Annotated in this window: 16 protein-coding genes; 7 read left to right on the top strand and 9 right to left on the bottom strand. The window is 60.5% G+C overall.

Features of this window, described 5'->3' with window-relative positions:
* Nucleotides 1-77 precede the first annotated feature (77 nt).
* From IVB36_RS00780 to IVB36_RS00740, 9 genes are all read right to left on the bottom strand, one after another.
* Nucleotides 78-1,664, bottom strand: a complete 1,587-nt coding sequence (locus IVB36_RS00780; protein ID WP_247390341.1) for a class I SAM-dependent methyltransferase — start codon at nucleotides 1,662-1,664, stop codon at nucleotides 78-80.
* 5 nt (nucleotides 1,665-1,669) lie between these two features.
* Nucleotides 1,670-4,309, bottom strand: a complete 2,640-nt coding sequence (tssH, locus tag IVB36_RS00775) for a type VI secretion system ATPase TssH (RefSeq protein WP_247362313.1) — start codon at nucleotides 4,307-4,309, stop codon at nucleotides 1,670-1,672.
* A 97-nt stretch (nucleotides 4,310-4,406) separates the two neighbouring features.
* Nucleotides 4,407-5,471 (bottom strand): type VI secretion system baseplate subunit TssG, encoded by a 1,065-nt coding sequence (gene tssG / locus IVB36_RS00770; RefSeq protein ID WP_018457638.1) that lies wholly within the window; start codon nucleotides 5,469-5,471, stop codon nucleotides 4,407-4,409.
* Entirely contained in the window at nucleotides 5,435-7,402 is a 1,968-nt protein-coding gene (gene tssF / locus IVB36_RS00765) for a type VI secretion system baseplate subunit TssF (RefSeq protein ID WP_247362314.1), read from the bottom strand. The genes tssG and tssF overlap by 37 nt, the downstream gene beginning before the upstream one ends.
* Before the next feature lies 1 nt (nucleotide 7,403).
* Nucleotides 7,404-7,952 carry a type VI secretion system baseplate subunit TssE gene (tssE, locus tag IVB36_RS00760; protein ID WP_026233415.1) on the bottom strand — a complete coding sequence of 183 codons (549 nt, stop codon included), beginning with the start codon at nucleotides 7,950-7,952 and terminating at the stop codon, nucleotides 7,404-7,406.
* Nucleotides 7,953-8,133: 181 nt separating this feature from the next.
* Complete coding sequence (locus IVB36_RS00755) at nucleotides 8,134-8,619, bottom strand: type VI secretion system tube protein Hcp (RefSeq protein WP_018457635.1); 486 nt, start codon at nucleotides 8,617-8,619, stop codon at nucleotides 8,134-8,136.
* A 49-nt stretch (nucleotides 8,620-8,668) separates the two neighbouring features.
* Nucleotides 8,669-10,171: a type VI secretion system contractile sheath large subunit gene (gene tssC, locus IVB36_RS00750; RefSeq protein ID WP_204511553.1), complete on the bottom strand. Its 1,503-nt coding sequence runs from the start codon at nucleotides 10,169-10,171 to the stop codon at nucleotides 8,669-8,671.
* A gap of 16 nt (nucleotides 10,172-10,187) precedes the next feature.
* Nucleotides 10,188-10,715 (bottom strand): type VI secretion system contractile sheath small subunit, encoded by a 528-nt coding sequence (gene tssB / locus IVB36_RS00745; protein WP_026233414.1) that lies wholly within the window; start codon nucleotides 10,713-10,715, stop codon nucleotides 10,188-10,190.
* Between the two features lie 124 nt (nucleotides 10,716-10,839).
* Nucleotides 10,840-12,180 carry a type VI secretion system ImpA family N-terminal domain-containing protein gene (locus IVB36_RS00740; protein WP_247371738.1) on the bottom strand — a complete coding sequence of 447 codons (1,341 nt, stop codon included), beginning with the start codon at nucleotides 12,178-12,180 and terminating at the stop codon, nucleotides 10,840-10,842.
* A 321-nt stretch (nucleotides 12,181-12,501) separates the two neighbouring features.
* On the opposite strand from IVB36_RS00740, the gene tssI reads away from it, so the two are divergent.
* Genes tssI through tagF form a run of 7 tightly spaced genes read left to right on the top strand, consistent with a single transcriptional unit; the run spans nucleotide 12,502 to nucleotide 23,504 of the window.
* Nucleotides 12,502-14,370 (top strand): type VI secretion system tip protein TssI/VgrG, encoded by a 1,869-nt coding sequence (gene tssI / locus IVB36_RS00735; protein ID WP_018457631.1) that lies wholly within the window; start codon nucleotides 12,502-12,504, stop codon nucleotides 14,368-14,370.
* A 5-nt stretch (nucleotides 14,371-14,375) separates the two neighbouring features.
* Complete coding sequence (locus IVB36_RS00730; protein WP_026233412.1) at nucleotides 14,376-14,939, top strand: hypothetical protein; 564 nt, start codon at nucleotides 14,376-14,378, stop codon at nucleotides 14,937-14,939.
* A 12-nt stretch (nucleotides 14,940-14,951) separates the two neighbouring features.
* Nucleotides 14,952-16,322, top strand: coding sequence for a type VI secretion system-associated FHA domain protein TagH (gene tagH / locus IVB36_RS00725; RefSeq protein ID WP_018457629.1), 1,371 nt, complete (start codon nucleotides 14,952-14,954; stop codon nucleotides 16,320-16,322).
* A gap of 48 nt (nucleotides 16,323-16,370) precedes the next feature.
* Nucleotides 16,371-17,708 (top strand): type VI secretion system baseplate subunit TssK, encoded by a 1,338-nt coding sequence (gene tssK / locus IVB36_RS00720; RefSeq protein WP_018457628.1) that lies wholly within the window; start codon nucleotides 16,371-16,373, stop codon nucleotides 17,706-17,708.
* Nucleotides 17,705-19,231, top strand: coding sequence for a type VI secretion system protein TssL, long form (tssL, locus tag IVB36_RS00715; protein WP_247390233.1), 1,527 nt, complete (start codon nucleotides 17,705-17,707; stop codon nucleotides 19,229-19,231). Before tssK ends, tssL begins: the two co-directional genes overlap by 4 nt.
* Nucleotides 19,232-19,275: 44 nt before the next feature.
* Nucleotides 19,276-22,806 (top strand): type VI secretion system membrane subunit TssM, encoded by a 3,531-nt coding sequence (tssM, locus tag IVB36_RS00710; RefSeq protein ID WP_247362320.1) that lies wholly within the window; start codon nucleotides 19,276-19,278, stop codon nucleotides 22,804-22,806.
* Nucleotides 22,803-23,504: a type VI secretion system-associated protein TagF gene (tagF, locus tag IVB36_RS00705; protein WP_018457625.1), complete on the top strand. Its 702-nt coding sequence runs from the start codon at nucleotides 22,803-22,805 to the stop codon at nucleotides 23,502-23,504. The genes tssM and tagF overlap by 4 nt, the downstream gene beginning before the upstream one ends.
* The last annotated feature ends 1 nt before the right edge of the window (nucleotide 23,505 follow it).

Below are 23,505 nucleotides of genomic sequence, written 5' to 3'. Positions count from 1 at the left end.
TCGCCTGTTTCGGGAGGTAGCAGATCTTCTGGTTCCTTCCGCCACTCCTTCCACGGTGCCCGGCGCACATGAGCGCGTCAGGCGATTAGCAAGCCCAGCTTGCCGACCATCGCAAGCGAGCGTTGAACGCTTTCTCGCGTTGATAGCAGCAGCGGCTCGGCGGGCTTCCTGGCACGATCCTTCTGACCTACCTGGATGGTCGGGCCGAATTTCTCGGTCATTTCGGCCGTGATCTGGTCGATAGTCCGCGTACCATCGAGCAATTGCAGGAAATCCCTGGTTCGGTCGTCCTCCAACTGCACGGTTTGGTGGAGGAGATTGGTGACGAGCGGACCTGTTTGCGCTTGTTTTCGCGCGAGCAGGCTCGCCTGCGGATGCTCGGTCGCTTCCGTCAATAAGAAGGGACGCGACAGCAGGAACGAGACCTCGCCGCTGCAAGCCAGGATAAACATCGCCTCGGTCAACGCCTTTTGGTCATCATCTGCCTGCCCGCCGCCAAGCAGCACTCGCGCCCCATCGAGCAATTCGTCAAATGACAGCGCGCGAGGCCAAGCGCGGCCGAGGCATAGGTGCGCCGCCTTCAAGAGCGAATTGGTCACCGTGATCCTGCTACCGTCCTCATTTTCGAATTCCATCGCTGAATCGTCCGTTACGCAGGCGTCCGGATCAACCGGGCTCGTCGTGCTCAGCAAATAGAACCGGGTGACGAAATCGAGGTCGGTCTGGCGGGAGAGCGAGACGTTGTCGTGGCAGAGCAAGGTACGGCGAAAGCCGTTACCGTCGATAAAGTCCTGATACTGATCGCGTGCCATGAACTCGGTTTCCGGGAAGCGTTGCAACGTCGCGCGTACCTCCTCGGAATAGCCCGCCAGATTGCGTCGCGAGAAATCGGCGTCGCTTAGATATTGCAAGCCATGAGAGCCTGCAAGCTCGACAACCTCGTGCAGCAGGAAGGCCTCGGCGCCTTCGTCGAGATCGTCATGAAACAACAGCTCGTCGGGCGCCTTGAGGACGCGGTTGTACTGATCGCGCATGATCGCGCCGTGAACCGAGTTGGCTTTCGATCCCTCGCTCAAGAACTTCAAGATTGCGCGGGCCTGTCCTACTTTTTCTTTCATGCCGGTGAGGCGGCGGGTGTGATACCGCATCATGTCGCGGACCATGTCGCGCATATGTGAGAACGGGTGCGCATTGTAACTGACGTAGCAGACCCCCTGCGGCGCGAGGTTCTGTTTGAAGATCATCATCATCTTCTCGCGCACCGCCGGTGGCACCCAGGAATACACGCCGTGCGCGATGATGTAGTCGAACCGTCCGAAGCTTGCATCGACATTCATGATGTCGCAGTGGAGAAGCTTGATGTTCTCCAGGCCCAATGTAGCGACATTGTTCTGACCGCGCTCGATCGTCACGCCGCTCAGGTCGACACCGACGAATTCGCTGTTCGGGTATTGAAAGGCCATCGGCAACAGGTTGCCGCCGACGCCGCAGCCAAGCTCCAGCACCCGGCAACGCTCGACCGGCGCCGACTGCATGCCGTAAACGGCGGCCATGGTAGCAAGATGGTTGGGATGAGTAAGCCCATAAACATGGCCCGGGTAGTAGACCTCGTCGTATGGCGTTGGACCGATGTTTGGGTGACGATGCTCGGTTTGAATGTTCATCGTGCTCAATTCCACGAATATGCGAACTTGTTGTTGTCGATCGAGACACGTGCTTCCTTCACCTCTTCCTTGGCGAGCGACTTGCTGAGGAATTCGCGCGACAGCTCGGGGAGCAGGGTGTTGGTGATGATGTTGTCAATCATTCGCCCACCGGAGTCGGGGTCGTTGCAGCGCGACACAATGTGCTCGACGACCGCGTCGTCATAACCGAAGGTCGCGTTATGATTGTCGCGAAGGCGCCTTCCGATGCGGTCGAGTTGCAAACGCACGATCCCGGACAGCATCTCGTCCGATAGCGGGAAGTACGGTATCGAGACGATGCGTCCGAGCAGCGCCGCTGGGAACACCTTGAGCAACTCCGGCCTTAGCATCCTGGCGAGCTCTTCCGGCTCGTCGCGATACTTTGGATCGCGTGATAGGCCCATGATCATATCGGTGCCGACGTTGGTGGTAAGGATGATCAAAGTGTTCTTGAAGTCGATCCGTCGCCCGTTGCCGTCCTCCATGGTTCCTTTGTCGAATACCTGAAAGAAAATCTCATGGACGTCGGGATGAGCTTTCTCCACCTCGTCGAGCAGAATGACGCTATAGGGCTTGCGCCGGACGGCCTCGGTGAGGCGCCCACCTTCGCCATAGCCGACATACCCGGGAGGTGCGCCTTTCAAGGTCGAGACGGTGTGCGCTTCCTGGAACTCTGACATGTTGATCGTAATCATGTTTTGCTCGCCGCCATAAAGAGTCTCGGCAAGCGCCAGGGCGGTTTCGGTCTTGCCCACACCGGATGGGCCAGCCAACATGAATACGCCGATCGGTTTCGACGGGTTGTCCAGCTTAGCGCGGCTGGTCTCAATTCGCTTGGCGATCATTGTCAGCCCATGGGACTGGCCGACGACGCGGCGGTTGAGGATCTCCGGTAGCTTCAGCACGGTTTCGATCTCGTCGCGCATCATCCGGCCGACCGGGATGCCGGTCCAATCAGAGACAACGGACGCCACCGACTGCTGGTCTACATGGGCATAGACCATTCGCTTTTCCGGATTGATGGTCTCAAGTGTGTCGAACTTGCCGCGCAGCTCCGCGCGCTTGGCAGCCGGATCTTCGCCTTCCTTGGGCCTGGACAGGATTTCACGAATGCTGCGGATGTCCTTGATGAGCTCCTGCTCGACCGCCCAATCGCCATCGAGGTTCGTCAGCTTGTCTTTCAGTGCGGCGATGTCGTTGTCGATCGCGACAATGCGCTCGTTGTCCTCTATCCCAAGGTCGCCGTCGCTGACGAGCGCAGATCTCTCAGCTTCACGAGCGGCAATCGCCACGCGTGCATCCTCGATCAAGGCCGGCGTCGCGCTCTGGCTGATGGCTACGCGTGCCGAGGCTGTATCAAGCAGGCTGACCGCCTTGTCCGGCAACTGCCGTGAAGGAATGTATCGGTGGGACAGGTTGACTGCTGCGACGATCGCAGCATCCGAAATGCGAACGCCATGGTGCTTTTCCATCGGACCGAGAAGTCCGCGAAGCATGATGCAGCAGGTCTCCACATCAGGTTCATCGATCTGGATTGGCTGGAAGCGCCGGGTGAGTGCGGGATCCTTCTCGATGTACTGGCGATATTCCGCCCATGTGGTGGCGGCGATCGTACGCAGCGTGCCACGGGCGAGGGGAGGTTTCAGGAGATTGGCCGCATCGCCGGTACCGGCGGCGCCGCCGGCGCCGATGAGTGTGTGGGCCTCATCGATGAACAAGATGATGGGAGTAGGTGAGCTCTGGACCTCGTCGATCACCGACCGCAAGCGCTGCTCGAACTCGCCCTTCATGGAGGCGCCGGCTTGCATCAGGCCGATGTCGAGTGCGCAGAGCCTTACACCGCGCAGCGGTGGCGGCACGTCGCCGGCGGCAATGCGCTGCGCAAAGCCTTCGACAACTGCGGTCTTGCCGACGCCAGCCTCGCCGGTGAGAATTGGATTGTTCTGCCGCCGACGCATCAACACGTCGATCAGTTGGCGGATTTCTTCGTCCCGGCCAAGGATCGGATCCATTTCGCCCGATTTAGCCTTGGCAGTGAGGTCCTGGGAGAACCGGTCGAGCGGCGTCGTGCCCTTCGGACCAGCTTGGGCCGCGCCTTCCGTGCCGGCGCCAACCAGGCCCGATCCGTCCATCGGCCGCATGTTCTCCTCGTCGGAGCCGGTCCAGACAGCGCGGCGTTCCGCCGCCAGTGCGTCGACGTTGACCTTGGCAAATTCCCGCGAGAGGTTGTTCAGCGCGCGACGAATATCGTTCGATTTCAGGCCGGCAACGAGCAGATGACCGGTGCGGATCTGGGTCTCGCCAAAGAAAAGCGTGGCATAGTGCCAGCCGCGATCGAGCAGATCGATGACCGAATTCGCGACGCCCGGCATGTCGGTCTCGTTCTTAGCAAAGCCGCTGATCACGCCGGCCAGGTCCGACAATAAGCGCGCGCGGTCGAGCTTGTAGTGATCGACCGAGAGGCTGAGATCGTTGCCCTCCTGCTGCAGAATATGAAACAGCCAGTGCGCAAGCTCGACGTTGCGATTGCCGGCGCTCTTTGCGTGGCGGAGGGCCTGTATGAAGGCATCATAGCCGGCCCGGTTCAGCTTGCCCGTTACAGCTTCAATGCTGATGTCGGTCACGGCGGCTCCTCCTGCTCAACTCCTCCGCGGATGCTTGTCATCATGCGGAATTGGCTTCAAATTCCATAGTATTAGGCGATCAGCACTATGGATAGGTTCAAATCGCCGTGGCATTGGCTGCGGCGCTCCGGCGGGATCTCAATCGCTCCCCGAGCTGAAAGCGGGCATCGCGGCGATATTCTTCTGTGGAGGCCCAGTTCGGCGAGACCCAAGAAGTCCATCCAAGTCGACCACTTTGTCCGAGCCTGACCGGTACAACCTCTCCGGCAGGAATGGCGAGCTCTACCTCCCATTCCAATTCGTCGCCGACATAGAAGAAAACGGCGTCGGCCAGTGGCTCCGACAGGTTGGGTGTTTCGGTCGGCAGGAATTGTTCGTACTGAGCAAATGTTCTGACAAAGACCCGAACTCTGATCTTGTCCTCGACGCTGAACACGCGCGAGCCCAGAAGGGCGTCCTGACCGAGCCTCGCATGCGTTCCGCCGAGCCGGCTGCAGTGACTTGGGTCGAACGAGAGCCAAGTGCCGACGAATTCGTCGATCTCGACTTTGACCTCGAACAGTCCTTGCAGGAATCGCGTCAACCGTGATGCACACTTCGCCCTTGGCGCGACCAGTCCAGCGAAGCTGAGCTTCGCCATGTCCGGAACGGTATCGCGATCGGCGAAAACATCGGTGCCCAAGCCGGCGAAGGAGCCGACATAGGCAATGAAGCGATCGTCCGCCGGGCGGTCGTGCTGCGCGATCGGGCGCGCGTCGGCCCAGGCACGAAAGAAGAGTTGCAGGAAGCGCCCGTTAAACAGATCGAGAAAGCGCGGGAAAGCGTCATCCCGCATCAGCCACCAGCTGAGGCTTTCGTCGGTGGTGGCAATGGGCAGGGCGCCCTGCGGGCCCAGGAGGCCGAGAAATTTGACGAGTATCCTGAGCCGGCCACTCTGGTCGTCCACGGCCGCGAGATTCGAGGCGGGAAACTCCAGATAAGGCACTTGGCCGAGGTCGACATATTCGTCGCGGCGCGCGGCACTGTCACCGATCCGCGGTCGATCCGGGTTGGCGCGCTCGAACTGGCGTAACGTATGGAAGAAATCGAAACGCCAGGGCTCGGCCTTCATCTGGTCGATCAGGGTCATAGCGGTCTCCGCGTGCCCATGCGCGGCGGCCATCGCATGATCTCGCCGCGCTCCGGCGTCGAGATGACCGTCTGGGTGAAGGTGTTGAAGCCGGAATAGTCGGCAAAGAAGCGTTCCAGGATCGCCCCGAGCAAGAACACGCCGCTGCCCTCAAATGCCTTCTCGTCGAGTGTGACGATAATCTCCAAGCCACGTGCTGCGCCGCTGCCGGTGCGCTCACGCACGCGTCGCACGATGGGGCGGCTTTCTATGCTGCGCACGCCGCGGATCTTGCGTTCCGTGGCGTCGTCGAATTGGTCGGCGAACAAGGACAGCATCTCGCGCAGCGCTCCGGCGTTCTTGCCGCCACCGCGCTCGACGAGCCCAAGATAGTTGAGGCTGAGCATGTTGATGAGCCGCCAGCTGACAACGCCGCTGTTGACGATTTCGCTGCGGCTGCGCAATTGGGCCACCACCGGCTCGCGCGGCGGCGTCGGACCAGCGACGCACATCAGATCAAGAGATGTGTCGTCCAGCAAACGAAAATCGGCGCCGCCCTGGCCGACCGGCAAGTGCTCCGTGAGATGGCGATTGGAGCAGAGAGCCCGAACGCTCAGTTCGGCGACAGAGCCTTTGCCGCTCAATTCACCGGGCTCGAGCAGTGACAGGAACATGTCCGTCCCGGTGTAGTCTGAGGAGGCGCCGTATGTCTTTTCTTCCACTGTGCGGCGCCGCGGCAAGCGGCGCACAGTGAAATAAAGCCTGTCGGCCGACCCGCCGCTCCGGTCGACGGCGGCCGAATATAGCGGGCGCACGGGGCGCTTATCCTTCTCTGCCGGAAGGTGTGCGTAGACTTCGAGCACCTGGTGCGGTTCGTATTCCAGATAGCGGCTGCGATCTGGCACCACATGGTACTCGTGCGTATTCGACTTGACCGGAATACGATCACTCGTCTTCTCGAACAGATTGATCGCCGGCGCGGTATAGAGCCTGAACGTCTCGGGGCGCACCGAGGCGGCCAATCGTGAACTGTGTTCATCGAATGCGAAGACAATATCGATCGATTTGCTGCGCAGCCGTGACATCACGCCGCGAAGTCCGGTGAGGGTAATGCCGAGGAACTTGCGTGGAAACATGAAATATTCACGCAGCAATTCCGAGCCACGAAAGATCCGGTTATCGTTAGGAAATAGAGACTCATTCTCGTCGAAGCCAATTTGCTGCACGCTGTCATGGGGGGCACGAGTCACCACCGGATCGCCAAAGTCGTCGAGATGCCGGAAGTAGACCCCCCTGCAATTCGAGATCAACTGCTCGTAAAGCGCGATGGCGTCGGATTCCGCACCGGACAGGTAGATCGGAAGCTCGCTCACGCGGCAGCCTGCGAACCACGTTTCCGGCTTGGTCCGAGCCTCCGCGTCCGGCGGCTCGTCCTCGAGCCGGGCCGCACTACGATGGGTCAACGATAGCCTCAGCCCCGCGATGACGTCACTGCCGATCGGGATACCAAGCGCCTGCAGAGCGCCCGCCGTCGAGAAATACTCGGCGCTTGTGACGTCAAATGGCCAGAGCACGATGTCGCGGCAAAGTCGAAACCGGCAGGAAAGACTTCGCTCTCTCTCGCGATAGGTCGCGTCGAAATAGGCGCCGCGCGCGATCTTCCTGCCGTCACGCAGCGCCGGGTCGGCATAGGGTGGCCGTGCGGTCACCAGCATGGCCGAAGGTGTCGGCGCAAGATAGTTCGGTACCAGTTGCTCGAGCAGGTTTGCAGTGAATTCCGGGAACTCGTGCTTGAGCTTGAGTTGAACGCGGGCGGCAAGAAAGGCAGCGCCTTCCAGCAGTCCCGTGATCATCGGGTCCGAGCGGTCTCGGATCAGGCCGCCGAGGCGCTCTGCGATACCTGGATATTCTTCGGCGAAATCTCCCGCCTGCTCGTACAGCAATGACAGTTCACGATTGTAGAAATCGAGGAATTCGCGATTCATGCTAAAGTCGATTGATCTGGATGTCGCCGCTGTCGAGATCGACGTCGGCGACAAATTCCACGGGGACGTTGAGCGGCTCAGCTTTGAGGTCGGCGTGAACGATGAAGCGCAGCTTCAGCTGCTCAGGGCCGACCGAGCCGTCGCGACGAACCCGAATCGTCTTGCGGTCGAGTCTGGGTTCGTAGGTCGCTAGCGTCTCGCGCAACGCGTCGGTGAGTTCGTCGTCCGTAACCTCGTCGATCGAGCGGTGGGCGATATCGGGGAAGCCGTAGTTCAAGATCGATCTCCGGACGCAATCCCGGTCGCTCAGATCCAAAGTCGATTCCAGAGCAATGGTATTGAGAAGGGCTTCTAGGTCATGAGAGATTTCCCGCCGCAACAGCGTTTCCGAGATCGGAAAGCGGCCGGCGCTACGCCGTCCGGCAATGACCCGTTCACCGAATTCATCGCGCAAATTGAGCTTCTTGCGCGCATCGCGAGCTTCATGAGCCAAGCGAAAGGCCAGCATTAGCGGGGGAGAGAGACGATCCCTCTTTGGAGTAATGGTCATTTACCTTCCCCAAGATGCCGGGCCCGCTATGCCCTTCCGCGGAGCATCAGCTGGTCTCCAGGATGGTTGTCGCCTCGGCAGGCGGTCGTGCTCGTAACCGCTCCCGCCGAGACGTCAACGCAATCGCACCGTGCGGCGCCGGCTCAGCTAATCGCAACCAACGCCAAGCAGAAGCCGACGATCAGGCCCATTCCTTGTTGGCGGGAACGTCCCAGCCAAACACCGGCGCCGCTCCAGCGCCGCCTTTTTCCGTCTGGGTCTTGTACGTCATCTTGACCTTGGCGAAATTCAGACTCACGTTTTCAGTGAGGCGATCTTCGCCGTGCGATCCGCCCGTCGATACACTCGTGACCAGAATGTGCTTCATCTCGATCTTGAGATACTCCAGCGGATTTTCACCCGCCTTGCGCACCGTGAGGATCGCCGTATCAATGTGCTTGCCGTTCGCACAGACTTTGAAAAGCTCCGGCGTGGCCTTGTCGACGAAGTGCGTGAAGTGCAGGTCCTGGATGCTGACCTTGCCGGCACCGCCGCCCGAACCGCTGTGGAAAGTGCCTGACTGGCTCTCGCCGAAAGACCAGCTCAAAATATCGATTTCGTCCTTGTGCTTGTCGTCCAGCGACTCGCCCTTAATCGGATCGAGTTTCAGGAAAATGTCGACAGCCATAGCATAGTCCTTTCAAATTTCTGCATGTTACGGTTGCGATGCTGCGGCGTCAGGAGCCGGGGCCGGGAAGGCGCGAAACCAGACTGAGGCCGACGTCCATCGCCTCCAACTGAAAGTGTGGACGAAGAAAGAAGCGCGCGTTGTAATATCCCGGGTTCTCCTCGTTTGCTATGACCTCTACCTTCGCAGCGGCCAGCGGCTTGCGCGCCTTCTGAGCTTCTGACGACAGGGCTGGATTGGCATCAACGTACTCGTTGATCCAGGTCTGCAGCCAGACCGTCAGCTCATCCTTCTCCTTCATGGATCCGATCTTGTCGCGAACCATGCACTTCAGATAGTGCGCAAAGCGAGACACAGCGAACATGTAGGGCAGTCGTGACGACAGGTTATCAGAGGCGGTGGCATCCACGCCTTTCTCGCCGAAATACTTCTTCGGCTTGTAGAGCGACTGAGCGCCGATGAACGCCGCCTTGTCGGTGTTCTTGCGATGGATCAGCGGGATGAGGCCCGCCTTCGCAAGTTCGTGCTCACGGCGATCGCTGATGGCGATCTCGGTCGGGCATTTCAGGTCGACGCCGCCGTCATCGGTCGGGAACGTGTGCGTCGGCAGGTTGATAACTTCACCGCCGGACTGCACACCGCGGATGCGCGTGCACCAGCCAAACTCCTTGAAGGCGCGGTTGATGTTGACGGCCATTGCGTAGGCGGCGTTGATCCAGCCGTATTTGTCGCCGGTGTGTCCGTCCGTCTCCTCTTCGAAGGCGAACTCTTCCACGGGCTCCGATTTTGCGCCGTAGGGGAGGCGGCCGAGCGCGCGCGGCATGCACAGGCCGAGATAGCGCGAGTCGTCCTGATCGCGCAGTCCCTTCCATGCGGCATATTCCGGCGTGTCGAACACCTTGCCGATGTCCCGAGGGTTGGACAGCTCGGTCCAAGAGTCCATTCCCATCAGCGTCGGCTCGGCGCCGCTGAAGAAGGGGGCGTGTGCGGCGCCGGCGATCTTGCTGAGATCGCGGAGCAGTTGCACATCGGTGGGGAGGTGACTGAAATAATAGTCGCCGATCAGGCAGCCGAAAGGCTCGCCACCCAGCTGGCCGAATTCATACTCATAGATCTGCTTGAAAAGGGGGCTCTGGTCCCAGCGTGCATCGGGATAAAGCCGCAGATTTCGATACAGCTCGTTCTTTGAGACGTTCATCACCCGGATTTTCAGGTTGGCGTCGGTCTCGGAATTGAAGACGAGGTAGTGGAGACCGCGCCACGCACTTTCGATTGCCTGGAACTCAGGTGTATGAAGAATCTCGTTCATTTGCGCGGTCAGCTTCTGGTCGATCCGCGCGATCATCTCCTCGATGGTGTCGAGGACGTCCGACTTTATGACGCTTGTGTCCTTCAACGCCTCTTGAACGAGCGTGGATACGGCGTTTTCGACTTCGGTCGCTGCACGTTCAGTGCGCGGTTTGAAGCTTTGCTTTAGCAGGCTGGTAAACTCATCAGCTTCGACGGTTTTGACTTGGGTAGGGCTCTCTGTGTGAACAGCTTCTTTTGCCATGGTCCCCATTCCTTCCTTAGCTCTCGGTGCCAGGTTCGCTCGACTGGCTTGTCGCGCGTTCCCGCAGCGCTGCCATCAGTTGAGGATCGGCGAGAAGTTTTTTCAGCTGGTCCTCGGCGGCCACCTTGCCGTCCATGTAGCGCAGCAGGTTGGCGAGTTGTTCGCGTGCCTCGAGCAGCTTGGCGGTGGCCGGCACCTGGCGGGCGACTGCCACCGGAGTGAAGTCTGCCATCTTGTTGAAGCGCAAGTTGACCGAGATCTTTTCGTCGGAACCATCGCTGAGGCGATTGGCGACGCGCGCCGTCACGCCGGGCTGGATTGCGGCCATGCGGTTGTCGAAATTGTCCATATCGAACTCGAGGAACTTACGCTCCTCGACCTTCGACTTCTCGATGCCGGGGTTGTTGCCGGAGAGGTCGGAGAGGACGCCCATGACGAACGGCAGCTCGATCAGCCGCTCGGCATCGTAAGGATCCTCGTATGTTATGTGCACGCGTGGTGCGCGGTTTCGTCGAATGAATTTTTGACCGCTGTCAGTAGCCATGGTTCCCCTCCCTGCGAAATCGCATCAGAAGCCAAATTGCACGACGCAGATTGACTAAGGCGTCTCAACTTGCGGTCGGCAAAACATTCTTATGTCCAGTTAGTGCCTTCGAGAGAAAGGTGGTTCAATACGATTTGTCGATTGTCTTGAGAGCGCCCTCAGGAAGGACATCATTCAGAAGGCTGAGGAAATCCCGCTGTGCGAGGTCGCGCGCGCGATCGACCAAAAAGGGGATCGGGCTGGACGGCTCCGTGGTTCGGAAAAACGACGCCACCTTCGTCAGCAGACCCAAGGCCTGCGCTCTAGTTTCCACCGAAAAAACAATATCTTGGGCGCTCTCATCCGTCGTTGATGAGAGCGGGGTCGCGAGCTCCGCCATCCGTTCGATCGGCAGGTCGAAGACTTTGTCCCGCCCGATGTTGATGGCAGCGCTCTCCACGTGGGACGGCACCAGCATCCGCATCACTTCAATAAATGATTTGCCGACCATCTCCTGCGCTTGACGTACCAGCAACAGCGCCGGGTTGGATGGTTCCATTCGGGCAAAATAGGCGGCCGCTGCGCCGAGCGCTGCGGACGCCTGTGCAGATGAAGCAAACATCGTGGTTGCGTCCAACGGCACCTGCGTATCGACGGGACCGGCATCTTCCGCAGTTGCGGCAATCGCCACCGGATCACGCAATGCGACAAGACCCGCAAGCCAGGCAGCCATGCCGTCAACCAAGCCGGAGAGCCTGTCGAGGCTGATAGGTTGCCCCGAATTCATCTTCTCACGCCAGGTCGCCTTGATACCTGCGATTTCAGCAGCGACCGCGGAGCACCGCGCGCTGATTGCCTTGAGAGTATCGAGATCCGTCTCGCTGACGATGCGCTCGATAGTCGCGAGATCGAGCCCGTCGGCGTCGGCATCGCCGGCGGGAATTTCGCCTTGCGCGATTTGATAGGCACGGTAGTGGAGGTTGCCGTGTCTGCGGTTCTCGATCAGGGGGAGGAACTGGAGCGGGTTGATCACGGTCGGAAACACGTCGATTGCTTCGACCGTGACGGCCCGAAGCGCGTAGTCGCCGTTCTCGCCCCTCGGATGTACCGCTTCCCACTGCTCGCGCAGCAGCAAGTTGGTCGCCCTCAGGCAGTTAAGAAAGCCGTCGAGATCGCGGTTGAGGATTGAAAACTTCGCGAGCAGCAGGTTTAGGCGCAGATCGCGGGTACGCGCCAGGAGGGGCTGTGCAGCGGCAAATTGGCCGGCAAAATCGACTGCCTTTGGATCGAAGCGTCCACGCTCCCCATTGGCATTGACGACCTCGAAGAACGACATTGGCAGCAGGGATTCCGCACCTGCGAAGAAGTTCAGATATTGGACGTCTCCGATGGCGTCGAGATCCGGTCCGCAGGGATCGTCAGCGGTAATGGGCAGCGTCAGGGAGGCGACATCAAGCATGCGAGGATCGTCCATCTGCTCGGTCACGGCCCCGCTGCCGAGCCGTGACGACTAAGGGATCGCGCGGGGCGCATGATCCGATTCTATACCTATGGGTCAGATGCCTGCTGATCTTGGTTCATTCCCGAAGATCATGCCATTTTCCCGTGAACCGGCAAGCTCTTGGAGCCGACTACTTGATGGCCGGGGTGGTTCTTTGGACGGCTGTCGTGAAACGTCAGGAGGCCAGCCCCGGGGCGGACTTGCCGGCACTGCCAATTGGCGGGGCAGGATTTCCGCGGATCTTGCATACGTCTGATCAGCTCTTTGCAGCGGGTCATTCGATCGAAGGAGGGAGTTTAAGCCCACATGGGCCAGCTTACTCAGGATACCCGCCTCTGCGAACTCAAGACGCCTCTTGGCAAGGACGTTCTGGTTTTTGCCGGATTCGAGGGCTCGGAAGGTCTCAGCGAACTGTTCGAGTATCGCATAGAGTGTCTCAGTGAGGATGCCGACCTCGACTTCGACCGAGCCATCGGTCAGCAATGCACGCTGACCATAAAGCTGCATGAAAAGGAGCGCGAGTTCAGTGGCATTCTGACAGAGGCCCAGTGGCTCGGGGTAAGGAACGACTATTTCAGCTACCGGATCGTGCTGAGGCCCTGGTTTTGGCTGTTGTCGCGGACCACCGATTGCCGGATCTTTCAGGACAAGAAAGCGCCCGACATCATCAAGGAGGTGTTCAACGAACGCGGCTTCACCGATTATGAATCCAAACTGACCGAAGAGGGGTCCTGTCCGAAGCTCGAATATTGCGTTCAGTACCGCGAGACTGACATGAATTTCGTGTGCCGGCTGATGGAACAGCACGGCATCTACTACTTCTTCAAACACGAGGGCGGCAAACATACGCTGGTGTTGGCGGATTCCAAATCGTCGCATAGCCCGATCAACGGTCTTGCTACGATTCCCTATATCCCGTTAACGGGGGCCGATCGTCGAGGCGAGCAGCATATCTACGAATGGGTCTCGGAGCGCCGGTTTCGAACCGGCAAGATCGAGCTTAACGACTACAACTATCAAAAGCCCAACGCGCAGATGATCAGCGACGCCAAGGGCTCCGAGCACTACACCCGGTCGGAGATGGAGTTTTACGACTATCCAGGGAAGTTCAAGGAAAAATCCGACGGCGAGCGCTACGCGAAGATCCAGCTCCAGGCCGAGCAGGCAATGGACCGAAGGCGCCGCGGCAACGGCGACGCCGTCAACCTGTTCCCCGGTGGGTTAACGAAGCTTGAAAAGCACTCCAAGGATTCGCAGAACGTGGAATATCTCGTGGTGCGAGCCACGCACTCGTTCTCGATCGAATCTTATCGCACCGGAGGTCCGAGCGACGCCGGGCAACACGTCTATTTCGGCAGCTACGAGTTTCTGCCGAGCGATCGGCCGTTTCGAGCGCCAATGACGACGCCGAAGCCAAGGATCAATGGCATCCAGACTGCCAAGGTAGTGACCAAAGACGACAATTCGAGCGAGGAAATCGACGTCGAGTCGCTCGGCGAAATCTATGTCCGCTTTTTCTGGGATCGCAAGAAGAAGCGGTCGTGCCGGTTGCGCGTCGCCCAGGTTTGGTCCGGCAAGCGCTGGGGCGGTCAGATCATTCCGCGTGTCGGACAGGAAGTCGTTGTCGAGTTCCTGGAAGGGGATCCGGACCGGCCCCTGGTGATTGGCACCGTGTACAACGACGAATACAAGCTGCCTTACGATCTGCCGTCGAAAAAGACGATTGGCGGCTTGAAGTCGGACTCCACCAAAGGTGGCGGCGGCTTCAACGAGTGGAGCTTCGAGGACAAGAAGGGGTCCGAGAAGATCACGGTGCATGCCGAGAAGGACCATGACGTGACGGTCCGGGACACCGAGACACGGACCATCGGCGAAGCTGCATTCGGCGGCGATACCCGCAAGACCACGCTCAAGAAAGGCAATGACAAACTCGATATCGAATTGGGCGGTCAACACATCACGCTGGCCATGGACCAGTCTGTCAATGCGGGCATCAGCATCACGCTCACGGCCAGCGCCAATATCACCCTGCAGGTTGGTCCCAGCCAGATTATCCTGACCCCGGCGGGCATCGTCATCAACGCGCCGACGATCGCCATGACAGCGCAGGCCGGCATGGCGCTTGCTGCCGGCGGTCCGCTGGTCGCTCACGGCACTCCAACTCTTGTCGGCTGACGATCATGGGGCAGGTTCGATTCGGAACGGTACAGGATCTGTTTCAGGCCTATCCGTTGGCGCGCTATGATGTCGGCAGAGCCGACGCTGACAAGCCTTCGCTGGATTTCCTTCAGGAGGCCGCCGACGCGTGCAATTGGCACCCGGCCGTGTCTTATTGTGCATACCTACTTCCAAGGCGTGTGGCAATTGGCTGGGGATGTCGCTCTCTGCGGCGGATGTTCGATCATTTCGATGCCAGCGATAGCAGGTCGCTCAATATTGTGGAGACCTGGGTCCGGCAACCGGACGAGCAGTCCCGGAACAAGGCGCTGGCTGTCGGCAATGCCAACGATCCTGAGCAGCCGGCAACGTGGCTGGCGCTGGCGGCCGGCTGGTCCGGCGGAAGCGTGGTTCCCCCGGAATTTGCGCCCGTGGAAGCCAAGCCAGATCAGGCCGCACGGGCGGTGCGTACAGCACTGCTGATTGGCCTCTGCCGGCTCCCTCGTGACTTCCGGGACCAGATAATGACGTCGTGCCTGGAGGATGGTATTCAATTGGCACGCGGCGAACCGCGCCCTCCGCGCTAACGAGACGATGTGATGGTGCTTCGCTTTAATATCGAGAACGAACCGAATCTTCCGGACGGCGGACCTGTGACGTTTACGGTCACCGGCAGGCGTTCGGTCGATATTGGCCGGGACCGTCACCTCGACTGGACGCTGCCGGATCCGGCGCGGACTATTTCCGGAAAGCATTGCGAGGTGCACTTTCGCGACGGTGGCTATTGGCTGCACGACGTCTCGACCAACGGCACCTTTCTCAATGGTGCCGACCAGCGCATGCGGGGGCCGCACCGCTTGCGCGACGGCGATCGGCTCACGATCGGCCACTACATCATCGGAGTTTCGCTGGAGGATGAGGCTGGCGGGCGTATCCCAAATCAAGCGGCGCAACTGCACGAACCCTCGGTCCAGCAGCATGCGGATTACGGAGAGCTTTGGACGGCCGATCGTGACGTTCCGCCGCCGATCGATCCGCAACTGTTGAAGAAGCCACGCGAGGCGGCGCGGCCCGTCAATCCGGGGTTCCTTGATTGGGCAGCGAGCGTGCCGGCGCCGGGTGTAGACCCATTTCGATGGTCATCGCCGACGTCTACGTCCCAACCGTCCGTGCAGGACGATGACATGAACTGGGCAGCCGGTCCGGTCACCGCGCCGAAACCGCAAGTCGAGCGCCCGCAAGCCATCCCGACTCCACGCCGGCCGTCGGTTTGGATCGATGATGAACCAGTCGCTGCCCAGCCGCCAACATCGCCATCGCACCCGCAGGTCGAGACGGCGCAAGCAGCAGACGAGCGACCTGTCGCGGCCAAGCCAGTCGGTGGTACCGAGTTCGCGCGACTGGTGGCGCGCGCTGCGGGATTGCCGGAGAATTTCTTCGCCAGCAAGTCCGATGCCGAACTCGCCGAACAGCTTGGCATCATCTTGCGTATGACCGTGGACAATCTGATGGCGCTGCTGCAAGCGCGAACCCAAGCCAAGCAGCTGACCCGTAGCACCAGCCAGACCACCGTCCAAGCCCTCGAAAATAATCCGCTGAAATTCTCGCCGACCTCGGAGGAAGCGATGCGCATTCTCTTTGGGCCGCCGACACGCAGCTATCTCGATGCACAGCGCGCCTTTGCACAGGGCTTCAGTGATCTCAAGTCACATCAGTTGAGAACCTATATGGCGATGCAGCACGCTGTCCATGAGCTGATTGCGGGCATAGATCCGACGCTGATGGCGCGCGAGCTCGAGCTTCAGCGTGGCGCAAGCTCCTGGCTCGGCACGAACAAGGGCAAACTCTGGGACGAGTTCTTGACGCGCTGGAAAGCGCATCTTGGCCGCGACAACAACGCCCCGATCGAAACCTTTATGTTGCTTTTCTCGAACTATTACGACCGCGGTGATAAGCCCGGCTCAAAGTAAACTCTCGGCGACCACGAGGTTGCCTACAATTTCTAAGTGGATATAGGAATGTCTTGGTACAGCAAGGTCTTCTGGTCGGAAGGTTTGTTTCTGCGGCCGCATCATCTGCAGCAGAACGACCGCTACATCGAACACTTGCTGGAAAAGCGCGTTCGCTACACGACACCATACCCTTGGGGCTTTGCCGAGCTAGAGATCGATAGGGATCTTACCGAACAGAGCAAATTCGCGGTGCGCAGTGCGTCCGGCCTCATGCCGGACGGTACGCCGTTCGATATCCCTGCGGACAGCCCAATACCCGAATCGATCGAGGTGCCGGAGACGGCTGCAGGCCAGATCGTCTGGCTGATGATGCCGGTCGCGGCGCCAAACACCCGCGAGGTTGACGAGGACCGCACCGACAGCGCCAGTCGTTATGTTCGCACTTCGGAAACCTTCATCGACTCGACCTCGGCGCTCCGCATCGAGGAAGAGATCGACATCGCTTATCCGCGCCTGTCTTTCGAACTGCGCAAGACGAGCAAGCCCGGATACATGGGCCTGGGCATCGCGCGCATTCTGGAGGTGCGCGACAAGAACATCCTGTTCGACGACAAGTTCGTGCCGCCGATGCTGGTCTGCGCCGCGCATCCGATCATCGATGGCTGGCTCAACCGCATCATCGGCTGGGTTGAGACTAAACTCGACGAGTTGGCGCGTTACGCCGTCGATCCGTCATCCGGTGGTGGGTTGCAGAGCGTCGACTATCTGGTCCTGCAAGTGCTGAACCGTACCATTCCCGTGCTGACTCATTTCCAGCGCTCCGGCAGCGTTCACCCGGAGCGCCTGTACGAGGAATTGCTGAGGTTCGCGGGTGAACTTGCGACGTTTTCCACGGCGGAACGGCGGGCGCGCAACTATCCGGCGTACAATCACGACGATCTCGAGAACGTCTTCACACCCTTGGTGAGCGACATCCAGGACTTCTTGAGCGCGCGGCTGGGTCGGCGGGCGATCCGCCTGGAGATCATCGAGCGCGCACAGAATGCGTTCGTATCGCCGATCCGCGATCGAGCGCTATTCCGAAATGCGACTCTGGTGCTGGAAGTTGCCGCACGGCGGCCGCTTGTGGAGATCCAGAACGATTTCCCGCACCTGTTCAAGGTCGGGCCGAACACAAAGATGAACGAGATCGTGCACGCAAACCTGCCGGGCCTCACGTTGGCGCATTTGCCGACGCCGCCGCCGCATATCCGGGCCATCACGGATCACGTCTATTTCTATCTCGACCGCAAGTCACCGCTGTGGCCCGAGTTCAGTACGGCTGCGTCGATCGGAATGCATTTTTCCGGCGACTGGCCCGAGCTTGAGCTGTATCTTTGGGCTATCCTGGAAGACAGGCCATGAGCGACAAGGACAAGCCGGTCAATCCTTTCGGGCGGGGCGAACGGACGATCATCCGTCCCAACCCCGGCGGGAAGTTGCCGCCGGCGCCGATCTCTCAACCTCCGCCGGGCGGGGGGCCCGCAGCACGCCCAGCCTATTCGCCATCACCCGTACCCTCTCCCGGCACGCCGGCCCCACCACCATCCTTTTCGCCCGTTCCACAGGGCTCGAACTACGCCTCCGCGCCGGCCAGCCATCCAGCCGAGGAATGGATCTCGACACCCGCGCAAGGCCAGGTGCCGCAACCCTTGATGCCGCCAGGGCCGCCGTTGCGCGTTGACGATCTGGTCGCGCCAAATGCCAATCCGGTGATGCGCGCTGCGGGCCCGTTGCTGCAACTGCTCGGTCGGTTGCGTGTGGCGCTCATGCGAGCGTCATTCGCCAGCCTGATGGAGCAGGTCGCAGACGCGATCAAATTCTTTGAGAAGGACATCCGTTCAGCGGGCATTTCCGAGCACCAGGCCAACACAGCAAAATACATCCTGTGTGCCACTGCTGACGATATCGTGCAGCACATCCCAACCGAAGAGCGTCACGTCTGGACGCAATATTCGATGCTGAGCCGGTTCTTCGGCGAGCGTGTCGGCGGCGTCCGTTTCTTTGAGATCCTCGACCATTTGAAGGTTGATCCACTGGTCAACTATCCGGTCCTCGAACTTCAGCACGCCTGCCTTGCGCTTGGTTTTCAGGGCATCCACCGGACGTCAGGGGGCGGACTTGCGAACCTGCAACTGATCCAGCGCAACCTCTATGAATTGCTGCGCCGGGTTAGACCGAAAACGATGAGCGACCTGTCGCCCAACTGGCGCGGGCAGGCGCTGGCGGGGCGCCGGCAGCGTCTGCGTGTTCCGGTCTGGCTCGTGGCAGCCGTGGTCGCCGCGCTGCTGACCGGGTCCTATTTCGTTCTGCGGACGCTCCTCGCTGGACGGGCAGAGAATGCTGCTGAGGTGGCGCTCGCGCTCCATCCGGCCGGTCCGATCGAACTCAAGCGTCAGGTCGTTGCACCACCCCCACCGCCGCCGCCTCCGCCGCCGCCGGATCGCATTACCCAGTTGCAACGCATCCGCAATACGCTCGCGAAGGAGAACACCGCCTGCGCCATGACGGCGGACCAGACCCCCAGCTTCATCGTGATCAGGGTCTGCGACCTGGCCTTGTTTGCATCGGGCCAAGCGACCATCCTCGACGGCTTTAAGCCGATCGCTCTCCGCGTCGCAGCAACCCTCGACAAGGAGCCGGGACGGATCCGGGTCGTCGGCCATACTGACAGTTCGCCTATCCGCACAGTCCGCTTCCCGACCAATTTCGAGTTGTCGGTCGAGCGCGCCAAGGCGGTTGCCGCGGCACTGAAACCTGGCTTGAACGATGGTTCGCGCGTCGACGTCGAGGGCAAGGGAGCAGATGCGCCGATTGCCAACAACACAACGCCGGAGGGACGTGCCAAGAACCGGCGCGTCGAGATCTTTATCGAACGCAGCGAATAGGCACACACCGCCGGATCAGGTGGTTTTGCGACGGGTACGGTTAGATGCTTGCCAAGGACATTCTTCGCATCGTTCTCTACGGGGTCGGGCTCAGCTCGCTCGGAGCGGTGATCTATTTCGCCGGTCCCTTCATCGCATTCGGCGATTGGCGGCCGCTGGAGAACCATATCGTCCGGCAGATCGCTATTCTGCTGCTCACCACGGCCGTGGCAGGCATCGTTGGCCTCAATCTGTTCAAGCGGCGCAAGGGTGCCAAGGAGATTGCCGATGGTATCGCTGGTGCAGACCAGCCCGTCAGCGATGAACCAGTGCTCAAGGAGCGCATGAAGGATGCGCTCGCGACGCTGAAGACCGCCAGCGGCAACAAGTCGGGCTATCTCTACGATCTCCCCTGGTACGTCATCATCGGTCCGCCCGGCGCCGGCAAGACCACGGCGCTTGTCAATTCCGGGCTCAAATTTCCGCTCGCGCGCGGGGCAACGCCCGCGGCGATCGCAGGGGTCGGCGGTACCCGCTACTGCGATTGGTGGTTTACAGAGGAGGCGGTGCTGATCGATACCGCCGGCCGCTACACCACCCAGGACTCCAACAGCAAGGCCGACAAGGACAGCTGGCTGGCGTTCCTGGACATCCTGAAGAAAAGCCGGTCGCGCCAACCGATCAACGGCGTTCTTGTCGCCATCAGTATCGAAGACATCCTGACGCTGCCGAAGCAGGAGCTCGCACTTCATGCCGATGCCATCAGGATGCGCCTGCTCGAGCTGCATCAGAGACTCAAGGTCAGCTTCCCAGTCTACGCGCTATTTACCAAAGCGGATCTCGTTGCCGGCTTCACCGAGTATTTCGCCTATCTCGGGGAGGCCGGCCGCCGTCAAGTCTGGGGTGCCACGTTCCAGACCGCCGACAAGACCCAGAATCTGGTTGGGCAGATCCCGTTCGAGTTCGACCGTCTGCTGGAGCGCCTGAGCGAAGAGACGCTCGACCGTCTGCAGGACGAGCCGACGCCCCAGCACCGCGTGCAATTGTTCGGTTTTCCGGCACAGATGGCGCGGCTCAAGCCTCAGATCCACGATTTCCTCAACCTGATCTTCGAGCCGACGCGCTATCACGTGAACGCGAACCTGCGCGGATTCTACTTTACCTCGGGTACGCAGCAGGGCACGCCGATCGATCAATTGATCGGGTCGCTGGCGCGCACGTTCGGCGCTGAGGAAGTCGGTTCCGGATCATATTCGGGCACGGGCAAGAGCTTCTTCCTTGCCGATCTGATTTCCAAGGTCATCATCGGCGAGGCCGACTGGGTCTCGACTGACCGTGCCGCGGTGCGCCGCGCGCTGGTCCTGAAGACCGCAGCCCTGTCATTGATCGGTCTGGTCTCGATCGGGCTGATCGCAGCTTGGCTGGTGAGCTACAAGCGGAACGCCGATTTGATCGAGCAAAGCCTGCAGGCGGATAGCGAGTATGCAACCGCCGGCGCGGCACTTATCAAGCAGACGTTGATTGCCGATCATGATCTCGACAAGGTGCTGCCGCTACTCTACCGGCTTCGCAACGCCCCGGCGGGCTACGGATCGCGCGGCGAATCGGTGCCTCTGTCGGCTCGCTACGGGCTCAGTCAGCGCGCCCGGCTGCTGTCGCCCTCGAAAGCGGCCTATCACACCGCGCTTGAACGCATGTTCCGACCGCGCCTGCTGTATCGCCTGGAAGAGCAGCTCAATGCGCGCATAAACGAGCCTGCCTTCGTCTATGAGGCGCTCAAGGTCTATCTGATGATCGGTGGCCTGCAGTCGCCGGATCGCGAGCTGATCCGCTCCTGGATGCAACGTGACTGGGCGGATAATCTCTATCCTGGCGCCACCAACGCAGAAGGGCGGCGCCTGCTCGACGAGAACCTCGTGGCAATGTTCGACCTCGAGACCGAACAGCCGCCCTTGGTCGAACTCGACGGCCGGTTGATCAAGCAGGCCCAGAACTCCTTGGCGCGCCTGAGCGTGTCGCAACGAGCGTACGAGTTTCTGAAATCGGAGGCTCGCGCGTCGATCGCCGGCGACTGGATCGCCGGCCGCCATGGCGGACCCGACATGGGTGTCGTGTTCGAAACCACGACCGGGCAGCCTTTGGACGCCGTGCGGGTACCTGAGTTCTTCACGTATAACGGCTTCCATCAGAAGTTCGTCGCCCGGCTGTCCGGATTGTCTGAGCGGATGAAGCGGGAGCGATGGGTTTTGGGGGATGCCGGCCAGCAGTCGGCCATCAACCAGCAGTACGACAATCTGGCCGGCGATCTGCTCAGCATCTATTCAAACGATTTCGTGACGACCTGGCGAACGGCGCTCGGGAGCCTGCGCCTGAAGAAGCTGCTCGCCGACAAACCGAAATATGAGGTGCTTCGGGCGCTTTCGGCGCCGACCTCGCCGATGCGGCAAATTCTGGAGTCGGTGCGCGACGAGACGGTGCTGACCAAGGAACGGGCGAAGAGCGCTTCGGCGCCAGCTGCCGCATCGGCGCCAGCACTCTTCACGAATGCTCAGGACGGACCGCCTGGCACGATGATCGAAGCACAGTTCAAGCCTTACCACGCAGCGCTCGAAGGCGAGAGCACCCGCCGGCCAATCGACTCGACCGTCGCGAACCTGAACGACATCGCGCAGAACCTGACGCTGATCATCGAGAATCCCCAACTGACCGCACAAGCCACAGCTGCGCTCCAGAACCAGGTCGCAGCGCTCCGCAACAACGCCTCGCGCATGCCGCCGCCATTCTCCGATATGTTGCGAGCAGCAGCCGCGGAGTTCGAAGGTAGCATCGCTGCTTCAACCGCCGGACAAATCCTGCAAACGTTGCGCGATCAGGTCACGCCGGTCTGCCAACAGACCGTGACTAATCGCTACCCGTTTATCCGCGGCAGCGGCCAGGAAGTTCCGCTCGCGGATTTTGCCAAATTGTTCAGTCCGAATGGCGTTATGGACAGGTTCTTCACCCAGTACCTGGCACCTTATGCCGACACGTCGCGGTCGGACTGGGCTTGGCGAAAGGAGAGCCCCGTTGGTCGGTCGTTCTCGCCCGAGACGCTCAAACAATTCCAGAATGCGGCTTATATCCGGGATGCGTTCTTCCAGACGGGCGGCGGTGTGCCCGCCGTTTCATTCGCGATCCGACCCCCTGGGGCACCGGGACCAGGCGTGACAGTTAAGACCGAGATCGGTGGCACCACAATTGCGAGCCCAACCATTGCCGGATCGGCCCCTCCGTCCTTGTTCGGCGGGCCGCAACCTACGCCACCGCCACAGCCGCAGACCAACTCGCCGACTACTATCCTATGGCCGGGCCCAGCGCCGCGAACGGCAATTTCAGTCAGTAACGATACCGGCCCGCCATCCGTACTTGAGCGCATTGGTCCCTGGTCGTTGTTTCGGATGTTGGAGGCGGGCTCGTTAGTGGTGAAAGCGGAAACGGCCAGCGCGAGTTTCATCGTCGCCGGGCGCGAGCTCAACTATCAAATTTCGACCGGATCGTTGCGCAACCCGCTGAACCTGTCAGTGCTGCGCGAGTTTCGTTGCCCGACCGGGATATGACCATGCGTTGCGGGATATTCGGCAAAATCGGTGCGAAGCGCGATTTCATCGCGATCGCGACCCCGCGCAGCTTCCTGGAAGCCTGGGAGCCGTGGGTACAGGCTGCGCTGTCAGCAAGTCGCCACCAGCTTGGCCCAGGATGGCAACAGGCCTTTCTGACCGCGCCGGTCTGGCGGTTTTGGCTCGGCGCCGCGATCTGCGGCACGACAGTGGCGGGTGCGATCATGCCCTCGCTCGATGGGGTGGGGCGATACTATCCCTTGACCCTGCATGCGGTGACCGGCGAGGCCGTCTCGCTGCCGCCGCCGAGCATTGATCCGCAGGACGAATGGTTCGGGCAAGTGGAGGCGTTCCTGCTTTCGACCCTGGATCGGGCCGCAACCTTCGAGCAGATCTCCGATGCATTGGATCGGCTTTCGGTGCCACGACTGCAGGAGACCATCACCGGCGATCCGCCGGTCACGTCGCTTGGTACTGCGGCAATGGGGAGGGCTTCGGCGGTCGAAGCCTTCGCGGCGTCGTTTGCAGCACTTTGCGCTGCCAACCCACAGGTCTACGCCGCGGCTAGCTTCTGGTGGACCGCCGGAGGGGAAGGCTTCCCGCCAATGGCGCTGAGTTGTCGCGGATTGCCAGATCCGTTCCACTACGTCACGCTGCTGACCGGTGATCTCGGACCCGCGGCATCCGGGAATGGATGAC

This window comes from Bradyrhizobium sp. 35, assembly GCF_023073215.1.
Classification (GTDB): Bacteria; Pseudomonadota; Alphaproteobacteria; order Rhizobiales; family Xanthobacteraceae; genus Bradyrhizobium; species Bradyrhizobium canariense_D.
Note: the sequence above shows the minus strand (reverse complement) of the source record. Positions and strands in the feature narration are given on the sequence as shown.